Origin of the sequence: Pseudoalteromonas sp. TAB23 (assembly GCF_000498075.1) — a bacterium.
In the GTDB taxonomy this organism is placed as follows: Bacteria; Pseudomonadota; Gammaproteobacteria; order Enterobacterales; family Alteromonadaceae; genus Pseudoalteromonas; species Pseudoalteromonas arctica.
In genome coordinates this window covers 1-21,847 of record NZ_AUTP01000186.1, presented here as the reverse complement: position 1 = coordinate 21,847, position 21,847 = coordinate 1, and the positions used below count along the sequence as shown (strand labels likewise).

Genomic DNA, 21,847 nt, shown 5'->3' with positions numbered 1-21,847 from the left:
TCTCTTAAAAACTATGCGTAAGGGTTAGCTTGGCGTTAATTGGCAACTCAGGAAAAGCTAAAGTTGCACCAAAGTAACCGCCTTCAAATACTGGGCGCCAGTTTTTTTGATTCGTTACGTTGTTCACATCTAATCGTAACTTGGTACTAGGCGTAAAAGCATAGCTAGTATTTACGTTTAGTGTGTACTGATCACGAATTTTTACTGTCGCCAAAAAGTCTAATGGGTAACTCTTTGTATATAGACCTGAAAAACCCGTTTGCCATTTCGAATTAATTGAATAATTTCCGTTAAAGCTGAACGATTGCTCAGGAATGCCCTGTACACGGGTGTTTGAAGGTGCAAAAGCGGTAAAGCTAGGTGCGCCAACACTGGTACCTTCAATAATATCTGGACGTGAGTTGTCAAATGCATCAGCGACTTGTGCTGAATCTTGGCTACTTGCAGAATTATCGTAGCGAGCATCTATATAGCTGTAGCCAGCACTTAGCCAATAAGGGTAAGCATCATAAAATACTTGGCTTTCAAAGCCGGTAGTACGAATGCCGGTATTGCTACCATCGCGATTACGTAAACTACGACGTTGGCTAAACACCGCACCATCGGCGTACCAATCACTGTCGGTTGGTGCGTATTTCAAACCAAATTCAACTAAGGTATTTTCGGTTGAAAAGTTTTGTGCGCTAATCGTGTTGTCGCCACCAAGAGACGTGCCGCCAGNAGCCATGCTATTTGATGTGGCTTCGTTGTAACTTGCTGCACCATAAGTGGTGTAATCACCGTTTAATCGGTAGTTAAAGCTTACTTGCCCAGAATGTAGCTTATCGTTAATGCTATCGCGAGCTGCAATTTCACCCTCTGGTGCTATTGGGTCGTGCGCGTCTACGTCATAAAAATCAATGCGGTAGCCAACACTTGTATGAAACTTATCTGTCCAATCAGAATCTTGCTGAATAGCAAAACCTGTTTGCCATGAACGCGAATCGGTAGTGTCTGATAAGTTAAAGTCGCCACTGCCGTCATTATTAATATCATATTGACCACCAGGGGATACAAATACACCTGAGCTAATTTCAATTAAACGTGCTTGTTGTGCATCAGTTAAAGGAATGCGGCGGTTTGAAAGTGGGCCAGTTAAATCAATAGGTAAGTCGGCTTCTGTTGTAAATTGGCTGTAGCCTAATACGCGGTTATAACGCACATCAAATGCAAAAATTGTTTGCTGGTCGCTATTCCAAAGATAGGTAAGCTCGGTACGGTTTTGCGCGGTATCGGCACCATCTATAATTTCAACAAAGCTATTTTGTGCAATTTCTTCGCGTTGTAAGTGCTGAAAATACGTAATGTTTTTTATTGATGCGTTGTTGGAAAGTTCACGCTTATAAATGCTGTGTAGTAAATAAGTAGTGGCTTCGTTTTGATTATCAGGATCGGTAAGTACTGTACTACGGTCTATTTTTACTTGCCCAGTTGGTGAGATTATTGAACCTGCTGCCGGTACAGTACTGCCGTTTGCTTGCACGCCTTGGCCGGTAATATAAAGGCCATTATCTATTAGCGCTTGAGTAGGGCGGTTAATACCTGCGTTATCGGTAAATTCAACTTGGTATAACTCAAAGTTAATATCCCAGCTGCTCTTGTCATCGGGTAATACGCGTAATGATGCAAATAAGCTGTCGCTCTTTGTGCCTGAAAAGTCGTAGTAGCTGCCGTTATCTATGTGTTCAGCGCTTACTCTAAAGCCTACTTTGTCTTTTACAATGGGTGCACTGTAATCCACTAAAACACTGTACTGATCCCATCGACCTGCAGATACCGTTGCTTTGCCTTTACTTTCGTCAGTTGATGCTTTTTTAGAATGTAAGTTTACAAAACCACCGTTGCGTTGGCTTGAGCCAAATAATACCGGCGGCGCGCCTTTTACCACGTCTATCTGTTCTATAGAGTTGAACGATAAGGGCACACCAAAGCCGTTATTACCGGCTTGTCGGCGTGTGCCATCTTGAAAAAGCTCACCTAATTGCCCACGAATAGTAGGTAAACTAGGTGCGCCAAAACCACTGGCTGAATAGGTATTAGGGCTTACTGCGAGCACGTCTTGTAAAGTCGTAATATTGAGTTGCTCTATTAACTCGCTTGAAATTGGTGTGACTGAGCGGGCTATATCTTGTAGGGCTAAGTTGTCGCCAAAAGGGCCGTCTACAGTGGCGTTTTTAACCGAAAGACCTTGAGATTTAATAGCTTGGCCTGCCACCTCAATGCGCTCTATTGCGCCATCTTTTGTTGTTTTTGATTCTTCGGCTGCAAAAGCATTAAGTGGTGTATTTAATATAGTGGCTAGGGAAAGTGCTAAATATGCGTGTTTCAAACGTTTTCTCTCTACGGTTAAAATGTTGTTGGCGATAAAGACCGAAAGGATTAAAAATAAATTTCAGTAAAATTTCGATTCTTTTTGTTTTTTAGAACATAACAAAACAGATGTATTATAAAGGTGGTAATTAAGTACTATAGTTTTATCAGTCGATAAAATATCAATAGAGCGATTGTATTAGAGTGAATGTAAATATTTGCTTTTAATGGGCTTTTTAAATTATAGACTACTTTTCACCTGCTAACATTTTAAAGTTGTTAACTTTTACGCAGCATTTTTTAATTCCTAAAATAAGCTTCACTTTTATTACTACAAAGCTTAATTACTTTTTTAGTTAAAATAATTAAATTTTTTTGAAATAAAAAATAACTTATACGGTCTAGGTTACTTCAACGTTTATTAATATTCATTTAAGGAAATTTTATGACAGGTTCAATGAGTTCTGATGTGCAAAACCGTTTGCAATGGTCACTTTTATCTTTGCGTTTAGGCGTATTTATTGTAATGGTTATGTGGACGTTCGATAAATTCGTAAACCCTGGTCATAGCGCACGTATTTTCGAACATTTTTACGGTATTAGTGGCTCATCTGACATAGTTGCTTATGTTATCGGTGCTCTACAACTTGTATTAGTATTGGCATTTTTAGCGGGTATTAAAAAGCGTATAACTTACGGTATCATTTTTGTAATGCATGGCTTATCAACGCTTTCTTCGTACAACCAGTATATAGATGGCTTTAATAACTTATTATTCTTCACTGCATGGCCAATGTGGGCTGCGTGTTTCGCACTTTACTTGTTACGCGACCAAGACGTGAAATTTACTGTAAAGTAATAAAGTACATGCAAAAAAATTGGTTATAAGCCATAAGGCTTATAACCAATAAGTACACAGGGAGTGCGGAAGTCGGTTTATACGTTAATGCATAGCGTCGTTGTATTGCTTTGCTAAGCTTTGTTTTTGCCCTTCGGTTAGTGCTTTACCCGCTAATTGAAATACTTCGTGTTCTTCTTCACTTAAATGATGATGTACTAAATGGTGCAGCTTTTTAGCTGCAACTAACCATGCAGACGAGCTCATTTCGGTATCTTCAAGTTGTTCAATTAATTCATCAATTTCGTGATGTTCAGCTACGCTGTGGCGCGCTTTTTCATGAGTTAAGTCATCAAACATAAGTGGGTTGTAAAAGTAACGTTCTTCAAACTTTGCGTGCTGTTCTAATTCTGTTTTTAGCTCGTCCATTAGCGTGTGGCGCTGCTCTGTGTCGCCGTGCGTTTGAATAAGTGCATCTACTAATTTTCTTTGTTTGTCATGGTCATGACGTAGTGCTTCAAAAATATTCATAACTAATCCTTTTACAATTTATTTGCTTATACCATTAACTAGCAAACTAAATGCCAAATATTAAGTTGATGTATTTTATTGCTTTTATTTTGATTTTTTATTTTTATGCTGCTATCACTGTAAATTTTACAGTGATATGAATGCAATAATTTCAGGCTTTTACGTAGTTCAATTATAAAGTGAGTATAAATCCCTACAGAACCTTACAAATATTTACTGGTTGTTTATTTTATTGCAGTGATAAAGTAGCAACATTATTTAGGTACAACCTATATGTATTACTCCCACATATAATACCAATCGGTATAAATGCAGGTAGCACGTTAACTTAATAGGATAGTTTAAGGATGAACATAAAAAGCCCCATCGCCGCATTATTGCTGTGCGCTTTACTAAGTGCCTGTAGTACAGCCCCACGTTCTGACCCTAACTTATGCATTGAAGAGGCTGAAACGGTTGCTCGAAATGGCGCTCAAACAAGCTCAGAAGTTTATAATCAATGCATTAGCGCACAAATTAAAAAGGATGAAAAAAATGACACTTTTTTTGATGCTATCGGTACGTTCTTTTTTGAATTTTTTGTAATGGTGGTAGAAAAGTAAATAGGCTAACTTGCAGCTGTAATTTAAAGTAAATAAGTTGCGTAAAAATAGGATTAGTTATGAAGCAATTATTGATAGTAATTCCACTTTTTTTATTACTAAGCGCTTGTGCGGCACAGCCTTACGCAGGTTCGGCAAAATGTATGGAACAAGCAGATATTGCATACGAAACCGATACACGTAAAAATGAAACATTAGATAATGAATGCAAAGCTGCAAAAGTAAATACGCCTAATAAAGAGCTTGAGAATCACGGTTTGGTTGATAGAAGTCTTTTACAGCTAATCGTTAGCTTTTTAAATGGCGTATTTCAATAGTACATATACAGTAAAAATATAACTAAATAAGGTATGTATGAGGGAAGAACTAAGAGCAAAAATAATTACCGTATGCGATAAAAAAATAGCAGTTAAAGGCGAAAATGTAGGGCTTTCTTTTTATGCCTTTTTTGCTAATAAAAACGACGACCCAGAGCTACTTATGGAAGCTGCTACTTGGTGGATACACACCCATAAATTAGATCATTTTGTAAAAGCACATAAAATTAAACAAATGGTTTTAGACGGACTTTAGTCAATTAACTGAGCCAATACTTTTAGCTGTGTTTATTTAATCAACTACGACTTGGTTTCTTCCGTTTTCTTTTGCTTTATAAAGTAATTTATCTGCATGCTTAATAAGAATATCCAGTGTGCTTTTTAAAGGGCTACTTACAGAGGCTCCTGCACTAAAAGTGATTTTTGTATCTGTAGGAAAGTCTTCTATATTACTGCAATGCTCGGCGAAGCTAATGGCGAGTCGGTTAAATATATCGCGAATTATTCGTTCATCAGCCNCCGCCGTAACGGCCAAACTGATGATCATTACATAGTGTTTCTCTTGCAGCTTTTGCAAAGGCAATAAGAACTAAATCGCCAACATCGTGACCAAAATGGTCGTTAACTTTTTTAAAGTAGTCTAAGTCAACAATTGCTATAGTCATTTTACCTTCACCAAGTTTTGCTTCTGCTGCTCGCATTATTCCTCTGCGATTAGGGCAATTTGTTAGGTAATCTGTTAATGAAATATTGTGATATTTTTGACGTTGTCGAGCCTGCCGATAAAATAAGAATAATGAAGCAATAACTAAAATAAACGCAATAGCAGCGCTAAGTCGCCAAATTATTTTTTGATGATATTCTTCTTTAGCTTGTAGCTCACTAATATCTTTTGCGTACTCTAGTTGCTGTATTTTTTCTTCTTTTTCTTTTACTTCAAACTGTATCTGTAGTGTTTTTATATTATTTTCACTGGTAGCTTCGTAGTGTTTTTTTGTATAAAGGAGCTTTTGTTCAATTGCTTCAAAAGCCTCGTCAGTGTAGTTAAGGCGTCGTTTTAGCTCATAGCGTTTACTTAAAAAATCGGCTTTATAAATACTGCGGCTGAATTTATCTAATTTAAAAAACACCTCATCGTTTGCTTCATTTGCTTGATCAAGTAAATCTAGTTTTATATATATGTCAGCTAACAAAATGAGCGATGCGAGTTGCATGTCGTGAACACCTGCAGAACGAGCAAGCTCAATGTTTTCTTTAGTTAGAGTTAAAGCTTTATCGTAATTTGCTTGTAAGTACTCAATACTGGCAATTGAGTACTGAGCAAAGGTTAAGCCTTTTTGCATATTAACTTTTTTGAAATAGAGCAATGCTTTGTCTAGGTATATTAAGGCATCTTTAGGTTTCTTAATCTCCAGCAATACATTGCCTAAGCTCCAATATGCTTTTGAGGTAAAAAGCCCATCTTGTGTTTGCTCATATGCCGCAACCGCTTTTTTTGCATAATATACGGCTTTGTCTTTTTCGTTTAGATAATTATATGCATCGGCTATTTTTCTAAAAAAGTATCCTTGAGATGCTGAATCATCATCTTTTAATGCTAATTCTAACCCCTCTAGTGCAACATTTAGGGTCTTTTTCAATGCATCTGTATCGGTGTAATAGTAAGCAAGTGCTCGTAAAATAATGATTTTTTCTTTAGTTGAATGCTGTTGCAAGCTCTCTTCTAATTTTGTGGCTAGCGTTTGTGCTGGAGCTGGGTTTGGCTCTCTCGCTAGAGACTTGAGTTGTGATTCGAGAAATAATAAATATACACTTTTTTGATTTGGTAACTCTTTGTTCTTTAAGTAATAGGATAAGTGTGTGTTTAACGCTTCGTATTTTTCTTGTCTAAAAAGTAACTCCGCATACAAAGCGGCCGCTTCTAGATGAAGGTTTTCCCAATTTTGCTCTTTGCTTATTTTAAACGCTTGAGTGAGTTTGTCTTCATTTTGAAGATAGTCTAGTTCATTCTGTTTTATGTTATTGATGAGAGTTTGAGTCGTGTCAAAGTCTAGCGCATGTAAAGTTGCACTTAATGAATTGCCGTTAGCTGAGGCAAGCTTACTTAAAAGTAAAAATAAAATGAGAACAATATACTTTGCCCATAAAGTATTACCTAAAATCTTTATTTGTGTATTGTTAGCCATGTTAATCCTTTGCTGACTTATTTTTATTATTGAAATACTTTTTCGCATTGCTTAATAAACTTGGGTTTGAACAGTTTCTTATACTCATCATTGAAAAATAAGACCATAAACAATATCAATTTAATTAATAAAAGCCAATATTTGTACGTTTTAGTGGTAGCGGTTTATGTGCTTTTGTTAAAAATCTGCGGCTACTTCAAATTCTAATCGTTTAAGTGTAATTGGGTGAGTAAATGCTAAGTATTCTGCATGTAAATGTAATCTATCGGCTTTTTGCCCGTAATGTGTGTCGCCTATAATTGGCATGTTTAAACCTAAACTGTGCGCGCAATGTACTCTTAATTGATGAGTTCGCCCTGTTTTAGGGTATAACTGTAATCGGGTAATGTTGTTGTTACGCTCTAAAACCTGCCAGGTAGTAAGTGATGGCTTACCATGTTTGTAACACACCATTTGGCGCGGTTTATCATCAAAGTCGAGCATTAATGGTAAATCAATTACTCCGCTATCCTCAGCTACATTACCATTAACTAATGCGACATAGCGTTTATCTATGGTGCGTTCAATAAATTGCTTTTGCAGTGCTTTATGTACTCGTTTGTTAAGTGCAATCATCAATAATCCAGAAGTCGACATATCTAATCTGTGTACAATTAGCGGGCCTGACGCCTCTGGAAACTGTGTTTTAATGCGCATATAAACAGAGTCATCAATATTAACGCCAGGCACAGATAAAAACTCAGCGGGCTTATTTACCACAAGTAAGTCGTCATCTTTATAAACAATACTTAAATCTTTACCCCGAGCTGGGTTGATAAGTAGCGGGTTATCTTCAACATCTAAACCCTTTAGCATGTGCCCAAGTATTGGTTGGCATTTACTGTAACAAGAAGGGTAGTAGTTTTTATGTTGCCTAATTGCTGATTTAGGCGCTGCTCCCCACCAAAATTCAGCCATTGCAAGTGGCTTTAAGCCATGTTTATAGGCGTATTGTAATAATTTAGGCGCTGCACAATCGCCAGCACCCGAAGGAGGAGTATGCTCAGGCAGTGCTGCAAATATGGCGTTTAAGTCTGTAGTTTCACCATTTGCATTTAAAAATTGGTACTGTGCAAATAGCTTTTTTTGTAAGCTTTTAGAAAGCGTTTTACGGCGCTTTTTTAAATGAGCAATTTCATCAGAAATATTGATGTGTGTTTGCTGCAGTGACTCGATTATATTTTGCCAATAGGCTTTAAGTGCCAGCAGTTGCTTTTTTTCTACGATACTTTGCCCTGCAAGCTTATTTTTTAACTGCTCAAAATCACTTTCGCTAAGCTCTAATTCTCCTTCGGTACGTTGTATTTTACGTTGCTGGCGACCGGCTTGCATTACTGCCTGTTGGGCTAATAGTGCTTGCTGGTAGCTTTGTGTTGCATCATCAAGTTTGCTATTAACTTCATGCAGTTGTTCGCTATTTTCTAATTGCTCAATTTGAGCATTAATATCGTTAATTATTTTACTTTGAGTCAAATAGCTATCGTCTTGCAGCTGCATGCTAGAAACTGGCGGTACAAAGCTAATATTGGCTTTATCACCTTCAATTTGCCCCGAATAAGCACTTAAAAAGCCTAATTGTTGCTTAGTATTTTGCACGACTAAAACCCCAAACATTTTACCGGCATTTTCTGCTTTTAAATGCATTAACGTTTCAAGTTGTTGCTGTAATTGTTTTGTGGCTGCTACAGCTAATGGTTGCGGCTCGTAATAAAAAGGGAAAGTAAACTTTTCCGGAAGCGCGAGAGAATCAATATTTTGAGAAAATAATGTAAAGCACGAAGCAGAATTTGACATAGAAGTAAGAGAAAAGCATTCAGTAAAATAATTGAGCGCATAATAACATATTCATAGTTAAGCCACTAAAAATCTCGCACCCGCATATTCATAAACACTTTAAAGCGGACATTCATGTTTTATGTATCAGTATGGGGGCGAAGCAAACCCAGGCGTTTGTTAGTAAAGTCTCAGTAGTAATATATCTATCGTTATCAAAATATTTAAGCCTATCGATTCTCAACAATTGAGCGCATTTCGAAACGATGACTTACTTGATAGAGCAGAGGCAAAAAATCAATTTGCAGAATAACTGAATATTTAGGAGTTCTATATTATGAGTCAAAATATCGCAAGTTTTATCACTAAAACCCTCGAACAAGCGGGCGTAAAGCGCATTTGGGGAGTAACTGGCGATTCACTTAACGGCATTAGTGAAAGCCTGCGAAAAATGGGAACAATTGAATGGCTAGGAACGCGACATGAAGAAGTTGCCGCATTTGCAGCCGGTGGCGAAGCGCATTTATCAGGCGAGCTTGCGGTGTGTGCGGGTTCTTGCGGCCCAGGTAACCTTCATTTAATTAACGGCTTATTTGATTGTCAGCGTAATAATGTACCGGTATTAGCTATCGCCGCACACATTCCTTCATCTGAAATTGGCAGTAGTTATTTTCAAGAAACCCATCCGCAAGAATTATTTAAAGAATGCAGTGTATATTGTGAAATGGTGTCGAGCCCTGAGCAAATGCCGTACCTGCTAGAAACAGCAATGCGACAAGCAATACTAAACAAAGGTGTAAGTGTACTTGTGTTACCTGGCGACATTGCATTAAAAGATATGCCTAAAGCTATTAAACCAAAATGGAACGTGCCAAAACCAGCAACGTATACTCCCGTTTTATCTGATATTAAAGCAATGGCGACTCATCTTAATAAAAGTAAAAAAGTAACCTTGTTGTGTGGTGCTGGTTGTAAGGATGCCCACGACGAAATTGTTGCGCTAGCCGAAAAATTACAAGCACCGATAGTGCATGCCATGCGCGGTAAAGAATTTATTGAGTACGACAATCCTTACGATGTTGGTATGACCGGATTTATTGGTTTTGCGTCGGGCTATCATGCAATGCAAGAAGCCGATACGTTATTAATGATTGGTACTAGTTTTCCTTATCGTGCTTTTTATCCCGAAAATACCACCATATTGCAAATTGATAATCAGGCTGCGTCACTTGGGCGACACGTCCAAATTGATTGTGGCGTGCTAGGGGATACCAAAAATTCAGTGACCACACTGCTTGATTATATTAAAGGTGAACGGACAAGCTCGCACTTACAAAAATGTGTTAAAAACTACAAAGAGTCTCGACAAGATCTCGATGAACTAGCCAGTGGCAAAACCTCGCAAAATTTAATTCACCCGCAATACCTAACGCGTTTACTAAACGAGCAAGCGGCTGACGATACTGTTTTTACTTGTGATGTAGGTACGCCAACAGTGTGGGCTGCGCGTTATTTATCAATGAATGGAAAACGCCGTTTAATAGGATCGTTTAATCATGGCTCTATGGCAAATGCCATGTCGCAGGCAATGGGGGTTCAATCTGTAGATAGAGACCGCCAAGTCATTGCAATGTGTGGCGATGGTGGCTTTTCGATGTTAATGGGCGATTTGATCTCACTTAAGCAGCTTAATTTACCAATAAAGATTGTTGTTTATAATAATCGCTCACTTAGTTTTGTGGCTATGGAAATGAAAGCCAGTGGGTTTTTGTCAAGCGATACCGATTTAGAAAACCCAAGTTTTGCTAACATTGCACAGGCCTGTGGCTTAAAAGGGATTCATGTGGACGACCCTGAAAAATTACCATCGGCAATGAACGAGATGATGAATCACTCAGGACCTGTTGTTTTAGAAGTCGATACCGCAAAACAAGAGCTTTCAATGCCGCCGCAAATCAAATTAGAGCAAGCAAAAGGCTTTAGTGTTTACATGATGAAAGCGCTGATAAATGGCAAAGGTAATGAGATTGTAGAGCTTGCCAAAACTAACTGGTCACGCTAGTTAAGTTACTTCCCTATTGAGTATTTTTGCTCAATAGGGAAGTGCCAAAGTAATAATCCTCACTGTCATTCTCGACCATTAATAAGTGATGGTTGTTTGTAAGTAATTGAACAAAAATAGAAAATCATATATGGTTTATCATTAAATTAATAAAAATACGCATAAAATGCCTCTGCTTCATAGAGGAGCGGAGCAATAATGAAATGGAAATCGGTTTTACTGTCGCTGATTGTTTTATGGCTTATTCAAGCTCAGCAAAGCAGTTTACGCACCAGTGAATACGCAAATATAATTTCTGATTTAAATGAGGTTAGTGTGCTTGGCGAGTGTGAAATCTCTACGGAGGTTACAAGAGGGTGGCCATTATCTTGGGCTATAAGCGGCGCTGAAATTACTGTTAAGAACAAAAATACTTTGCTGACAGCAACAACCAGTAAGTTTAATAAACCAGATCGTAAATTTCTTAGCACACACAATACTTACTATCACTTTACGTGGTCCAAAACCAAAAACAACTCTATATTTGCATCTTACATGGACGTAGAAATAGAGCCCGCAGGTAAAGTTGCAGGCCTTATAATAGGCAATTGCTCTGACTACCCCGAAGGCCCAGAATTAATAGGGCATTTAGAGCGTTGTAATAGTATTGTAGAGTCAATTACGTGTTTGTAAAAGTAGGTATAGAGCGTTGATTAAAATTGAAGACTTTTCTTTAGCATGGCGCTGGATTAGTGCGTCCCACGGTGATTTTTCTAAAGATACACTAAATAAACTCAACCCATTGAGTGAAGATCAAGCAAGAGCATTAATTGCCGCCACACCCATTAACTTTCCGGTTGGCGCAAAAAGATTCGACTCCACAGAAGGAAGTGAATTAACACGGCAATGGTTAAAGGGCTTAGTAAATGATTCGCAAACAATAACAATTTGCTGGGATCAAGAAACAGCACTTACATTACCTTGGCTAATTTTTTGTGATCACTGGGATGATTTTTGCTATCCATCAAGTGATGACATAAATCTGTATTTAACCTGAACTCTGGTTAAGAGATTTACTAAAATATTGAATCATAGTGATATTTAAATTTATTTTCTCTAGCCAGAGATTTTTAGTGAAAACAAGGCGAATTTACGCGTCAATAGCTGGCCTATTGCAAGTAAATTCAACGCAGTTAGCGCTGAAAATAGCTGCTTGAGATAGATTTATTATCCAGAGTTCAGGTTATTTAGAAAGCGGTGAACTGTTTTTACGTTGGAATCACTATGAGGTTTTTGAGTTTGACTCAAGTGCAATGTAATAAGCTAAAACACTTAGTATTGGCATCAATTGTTACTTGGTAGTTGTTTTTAGTTTTTAGTTCAACGCTTCACTCGCTTTACTCAATCAAAGTAAAGCGAGCGCTCAGTATCACTTACAAACTCTTTTTAGGCGGTAGGGCTACGTTGGCAAATATTAGTCCTGCAACAAGCGACATAAATATTAAAAACGTTTGTTGGCCTATGTGCTCTGCATATACAAAGTCTTGACCTTCAATTAGTGAGTTTAAGCCAATATAGGTTTTGCTACCTGGTACTAATACAATCAAGCCTTGCATGGCAACAATAGAGGCCGGCGCATTAGCAACGCGGTTAAACAAGTTACTAAATATACCCACCGATAAAGCACCTACAAATGTACCTAACGTGTAATCAAGGTACATAGCCGAGCCAATACTGGTGCCATACGCTATAAAGCCAGATGCAATAGACCAAACTGCATGTTTAAGTTTGGTTCTAAAAATCACGATTAGGCTGCTACAAAGTAAAAATATAGCTAGCCATGCTGTCCATTTTGGTAATGGCTCAGGTTGTACAAAGTCAGCTTGCCCAAAGAGTGCAAAGCCAATACCTATGCCAATAAAACCGCCAAAATAGAGTTTAAATAACAGCATAAACGAGTCCATGACTCGTGCTGTACCCGACACTAAATGCCGCGCTGCAAGCTCTGCTAAGCCAAGCGCAAGTGCTAAACCGGGTATAAATACAATAATGGCCGAAAGTACCACCAAGCGTATGTTTATTTCAGGTGTTATATATACGCTTACTGCACAGGCAAGTATGGCTGATATTATGGCCACTAATGGCTCAAGCATATGAGCTACGCGTTTTGAGCGCCCAGACCAAAGCACAAACACATAAACAACTAAAGTAAGTAGCGATGACCAAATAACATCAGTCCAGCTAGTACCCATTAACATTGCAAACGCACCACCAGAAGTTGCAAACGCAACGCCCGTAACAAGTTTATTGTATGGGTTTGGCATTACAAAAATAGCGTCTAGTTGCGCATCAACTTCTTGTAAACTTAGCTTGTCGTCAAGCATTTGGTTTACAAGGTCGTCGGTGTCGGCAAGTGAGCCTAAATCGTGGTCGCCAGGGTCTACACGTGCTACGTGGGTGTACTCGTCTTCGTGACCATCGGTCCAAATAACAAACGTTACAGAGGTTGGCGACATAACAAACGACGATTTAAGTCCTAAGTATGTAGCCACTTCCATTAGGTGAGCTTCTAGGCGGTAAGCAGGCGTACCATATTTGTGAAGCATCTTACCCAATTTAACGATAAATTTGCGTTTTTCTGTAAAGGTTGCAGTTTTCAAATCTTTTTGGACCAAATATTGCGATAACTAAGCTAAAAATATAGACAATACAGCTAAAAATGCCCACGTTTGATGGGCGCGATTTTAAACACTAATTGGTGTGTGTCTAGTCATTTTTAATCTAATTTTTTATTTTTTTCGGCTATCCATTGCGACATGTATTGAGTGCTGCGCATTGTATGATGTTTGAGCATTTGACCGGTGAAGTTTTTTTCGCGATGAGCGTTTAAATCACTACTTATTGAATCGACTTTTTGAATTAACGCAGCGCTCAATTGTACTTTGTTGTAGAGCGTATTAAGGAGCGTGTTGCCATCTTGCTGCGCTTGTTCAAAGTCACTTTGATTGGTGTACATTTCAATGGCAGCATTGGCAAAGTCATCGGCGGTGTTGGCTATTTTACCCGGCCATGGTAAACCGTTATGCATGCCCTCTGCGCCAATATTGGTGGTAACGCTGGGTGTTTGCATAATCATGGCTTCAAGCAATTTACCTTTAATGCCTGCACCAAAACGCAGTGGTGCTAAACATACGCGTGCGCTTTGCATTACATCAAACGCATTATCGGCCCAGCCTTTTATTAAAAACCCTGTTTTAGGGTTATTTAGTGCCGTGGCTTTTGGTGGTGGGTAAGAGCCATAAATATGTAGTTCTGCTTTTGGTAGCTGCTTGCGAATAAGTGGCCATATTTTTTGCAAATAAAGTACAGCATCCCAGTTTGGCGCGTGTCTAAAGTTACCTATGGTCATAAAGTGCTGGCGCTGCTCAAACGTTTTTGTACTTGTAGGCAGTGAGCTTAAATCGACCATAAACGGTAAATGGTGTAATAAACTTGGCTCTATTTTAAATACGCTATTTAGCAGGCTCATTTCATAACTTGAAATAATTAAGCTTAGGTCGCAGCGTAAAATAGCGGCAATTTCGCGTTTTGCTATGTCTGAGTGTAAATCGCTGGTTGTAAATTCACGCTCACCTTTGTGCGCTTCGTGGCGAGCGTTACGCAGACATTGTAAATCTTCGGTATCTAAAATTTTAATTGCGTGTGGGCAATGTTTATCGACGCGCCAGCCAAATTGTTCTTCCATCATAAAACGGTCAAACATGACTATATCTGGATTATAGGCTTTAACGTATTCGTCAAAGCTGTCGCAGTTTAGTGCAATGCTTTGACTGGTTATGCCGAAGTCGTCAAGATTTACCATGTGATCGGTGCGCTGCGCGGGCGTTGCAAATTCAACGTCCCAGTTTTGCGCTCTAAAGGCATTTAATAACGACATCATGTGCGTTCCCGCAGCAGACGAATTTGGCTCTGGCCATACGTAGCCAATTACCAGCACTTTTTTCATTGGCTANCTGGCGGGGCTGTATTTTGTAGTAGCTCTTGTAGTATTAAAAGGCACCGCTTGGCTATATCAGTTGTACTTATAGCCACAGTGGTTAAGTGATCATTTATAACCGCGCTATTAGGAATATGGTGGCAGCTCACCACTTTAATACAGTGATGTGTTAATGAGTTAATAGCAGCAATAACACCTTGAGCAATAATATCGTTTGCACACACGACTGCGTATAATGTTGGGTTGTGTTTATATGCTTCTATAAATGCATTTTTAGCGCTAAGGGCTGTGTTTACTGCGCAGTAAATGGATGCTAATGGTGTAATGCTGTGCTGCGCGCAAGCGGTATTAAAGCCACTTTGTAGTGCTTGTGAATCACTTAAAGTAAGTTCACTGCCTATAAATGCAATGTTTGTCACGCCTTGTGAGAGCAAATGCATACTGGCTACGTGGCTGGCTTTTTTATAGTCGGGTAATACGCAAGGAGCTGCGCTAAAGGGCACTTCACTCATTACGGTAATTACTTTGTGTTGCGCGCTGAGCGTATCAAGCCATTTGGGGCAAGTATTTGCAACGGGGCAAATAATAAATGCAGCAGCGTTGTATTCTTTTAAGTTTTTAACTGCGTTTGCTTGTAGTTCAAGACTATTATTACTGCTTACAATCATGGCTTGTAGGCCATTGTCATTTAACAAAAGTTGTAGGCTGGTAGAAAGGTGTGCCATAGCTGGGTTAGTTAAATCGTTTATTACTATGGCCACTAAATTTGAGCGCTTTGAGCGCATTGCAGCGGCATCACGATTATAAACGTAACCTAGCTCATCTATCGCTTTTAGTATTTTTTGTTTACTTTTATTGCCCACTTTGTTGCTTTTGGTAAGTACCAGCGATACGGTTGATTTTGATACACCAGCACGCTCTGCAACATCAAAAATGGTGACTGATTTGGCTTTGTTATGCATTGTATTTTAAGTACCGCAGTGGTGAATAAATAGCGCTGTAGTTTAGCTTAATCAGCACTATTAAGTCATCTTTTAGAGGTGTTTAACTTACCTTAATACTTTATGAACAAAGCAAAACGTGTTTATATACGCTTATAAGAGTAAAAAATAACAAAAGGATAAAAACATGAGCGCTTTTAGGCTGTTAGTTGCCTTTATTTGTTGTGCGGCATTGGTGCCAACAAGTTACGCCGAGCAGGGCTATCAAACCCCATCACCTGAACTTGCAGCATTGGTTGACGCTAAGTTAGCACCCACTAGTTACTTATCGAGCGATGGCCAGTNTAGCGCTTTTTGAACGCAAACGTGTAGTAACCCTTGATGAACTTGCAAAAGAAGAGCTTAAGCTTGCTGGTATTAAGCTAAACCCCGCTAATTTTTCGCGCTCTCGTGTGAGTGCCAAATTTAGTGCCGTGGAGCTAAAGCATGTTCAAAGCGGGTCAGTTATCAGTATTAATAACTTACCTAATGGCATTATCCGCTCACCTAAATGGTCATCTAATAGTAAATATTTAGCCTTTGTTGTTGAGCAACCAACCCAAGCCAACTTATGGCTTTACAGCGTTGAAACCAAACAAGCAAAAGAGTTAACTAGTGCTGCGTTAAATTCGGTATTAACTGCCTCACCATATAAATGGTTGCCAGATAGCAGCGCCATTGTTGCAAATCTTGCTGTTAATTTTGGTAAACCAAAGCTTGAAAATAACAGCCAAAATGTAGTGCCTGTTATTCAACAAAGTACTGGCGAAAAAGCGCCAGCACGTACTTACCAAAATTTATTAACCAGCCCGTTTGATGAATCACAATTTAAGTTTTACGGCCAAGGGCAGCTGGCTTACATAACGCTTGATGGCAATACCCAAGCAATAGGTAGCCCTTCTTTATTTAAATCGTTTTCGGTGTCACCTGATTCTACCAATATTTTAGTTGCCGGTATTAATGAGCCGTTTTCGTATCAAGTGCCTTACAGCCGATTTGCAAGCACATGGCAAATATGGGGCATGCGCGGCTATGCATTAGCAGAGCTGGCAAAACAGCCACTTGCCGATAACATTCCACAAGGTTACGACAGCGTACGCACTGGCCGCCGAGACTTTGAATGGCGAGCAGATCAAGGCGCTGAGGTTATTTGGGCGCAGGCGCAAGATGGTGGCGACATGAAAACCGACGTTGAGCATCATGATTATGTTTACAGCTTACGTGCACCTTTTAAACGCGAGCCTAAATTATTTGCCAAAGTAGAACGCCGTTATTCTGGTATTGAGTGGGGCAACGAAAACGTAGCCATGCTGACAGACTGGCGCTTTAGCGATCGCCAAGTACGTACTTACATAGTGCAACCACGAAATGCCGACAGAAATCGCGTTTTATTTTCAGAGCGTAGTTACAACGACGCGTATAAAGACCCTGGTAATGCAATTTACGAGCGCAACGATTTAGGCGCAAACGTAATTAAAATTGTAGGCGGGCGTTATATATATCTGCGTGGTAATGGAGCTTCAGAGCAAGGTAATATCCCGTTTTTAGACCAATACGATGTTAAAACAAATAGCAGCAAGCGTTTATGGCAATCAGAAGCGCCATACTACGAGCGTGTACGCGCTCTGCTTGACGACGAAGGTGAGCGATTTATTACTATTCGCGAATCTAAAACTGAGCAACCTAACTTTTTTATACGTGATTTAGATAACGACACGCTAACGCAATTAACGACATTTGAGCACCCGTACCCTGCATTTAAAGGCGTAACTAAAGAGCAATTACGTTATAAACGCGACGACGGTGTTGAGCTTTCGGGCACGCTTTATTTACCACCAGGGTACGATAAAACGCAAGGGCCGTTACCAGTACTTATGTGGGCTTACCCACTTGAATACAAAGATAAAGCCGTAGCATCACAAGTGCGCGAATCGCCTTATGCATTTACCTACATTGGTTATTGGGGGCCAATGCCTTACCTTGCTAAAGGGATTGCCGTGTTTGACGACCCTAAAATGCCAATAGTGGGTATTGATGGCAGCGAGCCAAACGATAACTTTAGAAAGCAGTTAGTATCAAGTGCGCAAGCAGCTGTTGATGTATTAGTTAAAAAAGGTATTGCCGATAAAAACAAAATTGCCATAGCAGGGCACTCATACGGTGCATTTATGGTTGCTAACTTATTGGCTCATAGCGATTTATTTAAAACAGGTATTGCCCGCAGTGGCGCGTATAACCGCACATTAACGCCGTTTGGTTTTCAAGGAGAAGAGCGTGATTTTTGGCAAGCACAAAGTGTGTACGCTAATATGTCGCCGTTTTTTCACGCTGAAAAAATTAACGAACCAATGCTAATGATCCACGGTCAAGAAGATCCTAATTCAGGAACCTTCCCAATGCAAAGTGAGCGCATGTACGCAGCGCTAAAAGGTTTAGGTAAAGATGCCCGCTTAGTAATGCTCCCTTATGAAGCACATGGTTACCGTGCGCGTAAAAGCTTATTGCATGTATTGTGGGAACAAGAACAGTGGTTAGATAAGTATTTGCTAAATGATACAGCAGAGCCAGTAGAGGTTATTACTGAACCCGTGGTAAGTACTGGGCAATAGTAATAAACATGAGTAAGCAACAGCGCGGCTACTTATAGCCGCGTTTTTGCTTTTAATATGAGAGTAAATTAATGATTGATGTAGCAGCACTTGCGGTTTTTATTCCTACGTTCTTTTTTGTGTCTATCACCCCAGGTATGTGTATGACCCTTGCCATGACACTCGGTATGAGCATTGGCGTGCGCCGCACATTATGGATGATGATAGGTGAGCTGTTAGGCGTAGCAACCGTTGCCATAGCTGCGGTATTAGGTGTTGCAAGCGTAATGCTAAATTACCCAGATGCATTTGCCATTTTAAAGTGGGTAGGCGGTGCGTACTTAATTTACATTGGCGTTAACATGTGGCGAGCCAAAGGCAAAATGTCGGTCGATACCTCAAAACCAAATGACGTAAGTCGGAAGTCGTTATTTACTCAGGGTTTTGTAACCGCAATTGCTAACCCTAAAGGGTGGGCGTTTATGATCTCGTTATTACCGCCGTTTATAAGTGTTGACCATGCTGTAGCTCCTCAGCTTTTAGTATTGCTTGGCGTTATAATGACCACCGAGTTTTTAAGTATGTTAGCTTACGCAACAGGCGGTAAAAGCTTACGTTTATTTTTAAGCCGTGGTGATAATATTAAATGGATGAACCGTATTGCTGGTAGCTTAATGGGATTAGTTGGAATTTGGCTTATTTTTGGTTAGCTTAAAAAGTAGTTGATATTATCAATTAATTTGCTATAGTTGATTTTGTCATCTATTTAACGCTTAAGGCATGCCCAAAAATGAGTACACCCGTATCAGCAAATCCAGTAATGGTTGAGTCTAAAAAAACACCTGTAATTTATAAAATACTGGTTATGGTAAGTATTATCACCCTAATCGGCGGTACTCTAACTGGCATTATGACTTATGTGAATGTGGGTGTTACAGAGCATTTTTATGCCGACTGGTTTACCTCGTTTATAAGTGCAGTATTGGTTATGGCGCCTATTGGTTTTGTTATGATGAGCTTGATGCATAAGCTAGTTAATAAGTTATTGCCTACTAGTAGCGAGCTAAAACGTAATTTAGTTATTAGTGTTTTTATGGCGCTGATCATGGAGTCGGTGATGGCGTTTGTTACCGCTACTAATAATATTGGCTATGCCGATATGGGGGTATTTGTAACTGGATGGGCTGAAGGTTTATTAGCTGCATTACCAATAGGTTTAACTATAATGCTGATAATGTCGGTTACGGTAAAACCTAAAATAGAACGCTTTTTAAAAAGCTAAAAACAAAAAAGAGCCATTGGCTCTTTTTGTTATTTAGTGTTTACCTGCTCTTTAAATTGCACCATTCAAAAAAGGTGCTGTTCGGCTTATTTTAGATTGAGCTACCTCTGTAGGTTTTCCTTGCGCTACAATTAAGCCGCCTTCTTCACCAGCACCAGGGCCTACATCAATTACCCAGTCACTATTGCGGGCTACTTGCATATCGTGTTCAACCATAATAACGGTGTTGCCAGCATCTACTAATTTATTTAACTGCGACATTAGCATTGATACATCCGATGGATGCAGGCCTGTCGTTGGCTCATCGAGAATGTAAAGTGTGTTACCGCGCTGCGCACGTTGCAGCTCGGTTGCTAATTTAATACGCTGCGCTTCACCGCCCGAAAGCTCAGTGGCAGGTTGCCCTAAACGTAAATACCCAAGACCAACTTGCATAAGTGCATCGAGTGCTCGCAGTATTGCAGGTTCATTTTCAAAAAAGGTATGCGCCGATTCAACCGTTAAATTGAGGATATTGCTTATGTTTTTATCACGATATGTAACCTCAAGTGTTTGCTCGTTATAACGTTTGCCATGACATACTTGGCAAGGTGAATAAACGCTAGGTAAAAACAGTAGCTCTATACTCACAAAGCCAACGCCTTCACAGTTTTTACAACGACCTTTTGCAACATTAAACGAAAAGCGACCGGCATCATAACGGCGCTCTTTTGCTTTTTGGGTTGAAGCAAATAGTTTACGCACGTGATCAAACAAACCCGTGTAGGTAGCTAAGTTTGAACGAGGGGTACGGCCAATCGCTTTTTGATTTACGGTAATCAGGCGGCTTATATTATTTATACCTTCAATGATTTTTCCGCTGGTGTGTGTTTGCAGCTCTTGTTCGAGTAAGTCGGCTTCGTCGGTTGGCGCTTGTGTTACTACTTTTTGCCCGAGTGCTTCGTAAACAAGTTCTACTAACGCTTGGCTTACTAGGCTTGATTTACCAGAGCCCGAAACCCCAGTAACGGTTGTCATAACACCCAGTGGAAATTCTGCATTGAGTTTTTTAAGATTGTTACGCTCAATATCAGCTAATTTTAACCACGCTTTTGGCTGCTTTTGCTCCTTTTTTTGCGCGCTGTTTTGAGTAGACTCTTGACTGGCGTTTTTAGCAAAAAGGTGACGACCTGTGTGCGAATTTTTTATTTTTCTTAACCCTTCAACAGGACCGCTGTAAATAATGTCGCCACCATGCACACCGGCATCAGGGCCTACATCAACAATCCAATCGGCATGTTTAACAACGCTGACATCGTGCTCAACAACAAATACAGAATTGCCAGCCGCTATTAACTCATCAAGCGCTTTTAAAAGTGCTTGTGTGTCTGCTGGGTGTAAACCCGCTGAAGGTTCATCTAACACGTAAACCACCCCAAATAATTTAGAGCGAATTTGTGTGGCAAGTCGCAATCGTTGTAGCTCTCCGGGTGAGAGCGTTGGCGTTGTACGCTCAAGCGACAAGTACCCTAAACCAAGCATGGTTAGTGCTTCAATACGAGTGAGAATGTCACTGGCAATGCGCTGCGTAACAATGGCTTGCTCTGGATTTTTTGTATTTTTATTTACTTTGGTGTTGGCGGCATTACTTAATTTTTTAGCAAGTTCGTTTAATGTAAGTTGAGATAGCTCGCCAATATCGAGCCCTGCAAATTTAACACTTAACGATGCTTGTTTTAATTTTTTACCTTGGCAAGTAGGGCACTGCGATATTTGCATAAACTGCGATACGCGCTTTTTAGTACGCGGGCTTTGTGTGGTAGCAAAAGATTGTAAAACAAAGCGTTTAGCGCTTGAAAAAGTTCCCATGTAGCTTGGATCTTCGTTATTTTTTATCGCATTCTGTGTTTGCTCATAGGTGTAATCTGGGTATACCGGCACAGTAGGGGTTTCGTCGGTAAATAAAATCCAATTGCGTGCTTTTTTAGAAAGCTTGTTCCAAGGAGTGTCTATGTCATAACCAAGGGAAGTAAGTATACGGCTTAGGTTTTTACCTTGCCATGCTGGTGGCCACGCTTCAATGGCGCGCTGGCGAATAGTTTTTGTATCGTCTGGCACAAGTAGCTTTTCGGTTACTTCAAACACTCGGCCTATTCCTGAGCATTCTGGGCACGCACCTTGTGGCGTATTTGGCGAAAACGCATCGGCGTAAAGTATGCCTTGCCCTTTGGGGTATTTGCCTGCGCGTGAGTAAAGCATGCGTAGCGCGTTAGAAATAGTTGTTATGCTGCCAACGGATGAGCGAACCGACGGTGCGCCGCGTTGCTGCTGCAAAGCAACGGCAG

Annotated in this window: 16 protein-coding genes and 2 pseudogenes; 10 read left to right on the top strand and 8 right to left on the bottom strand. The window is 39.8% G+C overall.

Features of this window, described 5'->3' with window-relative positions:
- Nucleotides 1–4: 4 nt before the first annotated feature.
- Nucleotides 5–2,368: a TonB-dependent receptor gene (locus tag L654_RS0109040; protein WP_024607845.1), complete on the bottom strand. Its 2,364-nt coding sequence runs from the start codon at nt 2,366–2,368 to the stop codon at nt 5–7.
- Between the two features lie 426 nt (nt 2,369–2,794).
- On the opposite strand from L654_RS0109040, the gene L654_RS0109035 reads away from it, so the two are divergent.
- The gene (locus L654_RS0109035; RefSeq protein ID WP_007581772.1) at nt 2,795–3,208 is read left to right on the top strand and encodes a hypothetical protein; all 414 of its coding nucleotides are present in this window, start codon (nt 2,795–2,797) and stop codon (nt 3,206–3,208) included.
- Nucleotides 3,209–3,292: 84 nt separating this feature from the next.
- Here the strand turns inward: L654_RS0109035 and L654_RS0109030 are convergent, their stop codons facing one another.
- Nucleotides 3,293–3,718 carry a hemerythrin domain-containing protein gene (locus tag L654_RS0109030; RefSeq protein ID WP_024591907.1) on the bottom strand — a complete coding sequence of 142 codons (426 nt, stop codon included), beginning with the start codon at nt 3,716–3,718 and terminating at the stop codon, nt 3,293–3,295.
- A 347-nt stretch (nt 3,719–4,065) separates the two neighbouring features.
- On the opposite strand from L654_RS0109030, the gene L654_RS0109025 reads away from it, so the two are divergent.
- Genes L654_RS0109025 through L654_RS0109015 form a run of 3 tightly spaced genes read left to right on the top strand, consistent with a single transcriptional unit; the run spans nt 4,066 to nt 4,893 of the window.
- The gene (locus L654_RS0109025; RefSeq protein ID WP_024591906.1) at nt 4,066–4,320 is read left to right on the top strand and encodes a hypothetical protein; all 255 of its coding nucleotides are present in this window, start codon (nt 4,066–4,068) and stop codon (nt 4,318–4,320) included.
- A 59-nt stretch (nt 4,321–4,379) separates the two neighbouring features.
- Nucleotides 4,380–4,637: a hypothetical protein gene (locus L654_RS0109020; RefSeq protein WP_024591905.1), complete on the top strand. Its 258-nt coding sequence runs from the start codon at nt 4,380–4,382 to the stop codon at nt 4,635–4,637.
- A 37-nt stretch (nt 4,638–4,674) separates the two neighbouring features.
- Nucleotides 4,675–4,893, top strand: a complete 219-nt coding sequence (locus L654_RS0109015; RefSeq protein ID WP_024591904.1) for a DUF6500 family protein — start codon at nt 4,675–4,677, stop codon at nt 4,891–4,893.
- Between the two features lie 36 nt (nt 4,894–4,929).
- Here L654_RS0109015 and L654_RS1000000128560 read toward each other — a convergent pair.
- Both L654_RS1000000128560 and L654_RS0109005 read right to left on the bottom strand, forming a co-directional pair.
- Nucleotides 4,930–6,823 (bottom strand): annotated as a pseudogene (locus L654_RS1000000128560) (GGDEF domain-containing protein).
- Between the two features lie 177 nt (nt 6,824–7,000).
- A complete protein-coding gene (locus L654_RS0109005) occupies nt 7,001–8,656 on the bottom strand; it encodes an RluA family pseudouridine synthase (RefSeq protein ID WP_024607844.1) in 1,656 nt (551 codons plus the stop codon).
- A gap of 316 nt (nt 8,657–8,972) precedes the next feature.
- On the opposite strand from L654_RS0109005, the gene poxB reads away from it, so the two are divergent.
- The 3 genes from poxB to L654_RS0108990 all read left to right on the top strand — a co-directional run bounded on the left by poxB (nt 8,973) and on the right by L654_RS0108990 (nt 11,733).
- Nucleotides 8,973–10,697, top strand: coding sequence for a ubiquinone-dependent pyruvate dehydrogenase (poxB, locus tag L654_RS0109000; protein WP_024607843.1), 1,725 nt, complete (start codon nt 8,973–8,975; stop codon nt 10,695–10,697).
- A 198-nt stretch (nt 10,698–10,895) separates the two neighbouring features.
- Nucleotides 10,896–11,369: a hypothetical protein gene (locus tag L654_RS0108995; protein ID WP_024607842.1), complete on the top strand. Its 474-nt coding sequence runs from the start codon at nt 10,896–10,898 to the stop codon at nt 11,367–11,369.
- A 16-nt stretch (nt 11,370–11,385) separates the two neighbouring features.
- Nucleotides 11,386–11,733 carry a hypothetical protein gene (locus L654_RS0108990; protein ID WP_024607841.1) on the top strand — a complete coding sequence of 116 codons (348 nt, stop codon included), beginning with the start codon at nt 11,386–11,388 and terminating at the stop codon, nt 11,731–11,733.
- A gap of 376 nt (nt 11,734–12,109) precedes the next feature.
- Here the strand turns inward: L654_RS0108990 and L654_RS0108985 are convergent, their stop codons facing one another.
- The 3 genes from L654_RS0108985 to L654_RS0108975 form a co-directional block, all read right to left on the bottom strand.
- Nucleotides 12,110–13,336 carry a threonine/serine exporter family protein gene (locus L654_RS0108985; protein WP_010553647.1) on the bottom strand — a complete coding sequence of 409 codons (1,227 nt, stop codon included), beginning with the start codon at nt 13,334–13,336 and terminating at the stop codon, nt 12,110–12,112.
- Between the two features lie 116 nt (nt 13,337–13,452).
- Nucleotides 13,453–14,682 (bottom strand): glycosyltransferase family 4 protein, encoded by a 1,230-nt coding sequence (locus L654_RS0108980; protein WP_024607840.1) that lies wholly within the window; start codon nt 14,680–14,682, stop codon nt 13,453–13,455.
- Nucleotides 14,679–15,635, bottom strand: coding sequence for a LacI family DNA-binding transcriptional regulator (locus L654_RS0108975; protein WP_024607839.1), 957 nt, complete (start codon nt 15,633–15,635; stop codon nt 14,679–14,681). The genes L654_RS0108980 and L654_RS0108975 overlap by 4 nt, the downstream gene beginning before the upstream one ends.
- A 166-nt stretch (nt 15,636–15,801) precedes the next feature.
- Between L654_RS0108975 and L654_RS01000000125815 the strand changes: the two are divergent.
- The 3 genes and pseudogenes from L654_RS01000000125815 (at nt 15,802) to L654_RS0108960 (ending at nt 19,523) form a co-directional block, all read left to right on the top strand.
- Nucleotides 15,802–18,262 (top strand): annotated as a pseudogene (locus L654_RS01000000125815) (prolyl oligopeptidase family serine peptidase).
- 71 nt (nt 18,263–18,333) lie between these two features.
- Nucleotides 18,334–18,951 carry a LysE family translocator gene (locus L654_RS0108965; RefSeq protein ID WP_024607838.1) on the top strand — a complete coding sequence of 206 codons (618 nt, stop codon included), beginning with the start codon at nt 18,334–18,336 and terminating at the stop codon, nt 18,949–18,951.
- An 80-nt stretch (nt 18,952–19,031) separates the two neighbouring features.
- Complete coding sequence (locus L654_RS0108960) at nt 19,032–19,523, top strand: DUF2798 domain-containing protein (RefSeq protein WP_024607837.1); 492 nt, start codon at nt 19,032–19,034, stop codon at nt 19,521–19,523.
- A gap of 51 nt (nt 19,524–19,574) precedes the next feature.
- On the opposite strand, the gene uvrA is transcribed toward L654_RS0108960, so the two are convergent.
- Nucleotides 19,575–21,847 (bottom strand): excinuclease ABC subunit UvrA (gene uvrA / locus L654_RS0108955; RefSeq protein ID WP_024607836.1); only part of this gene is annotated, 2,273 nt, incomplete at its 5' end.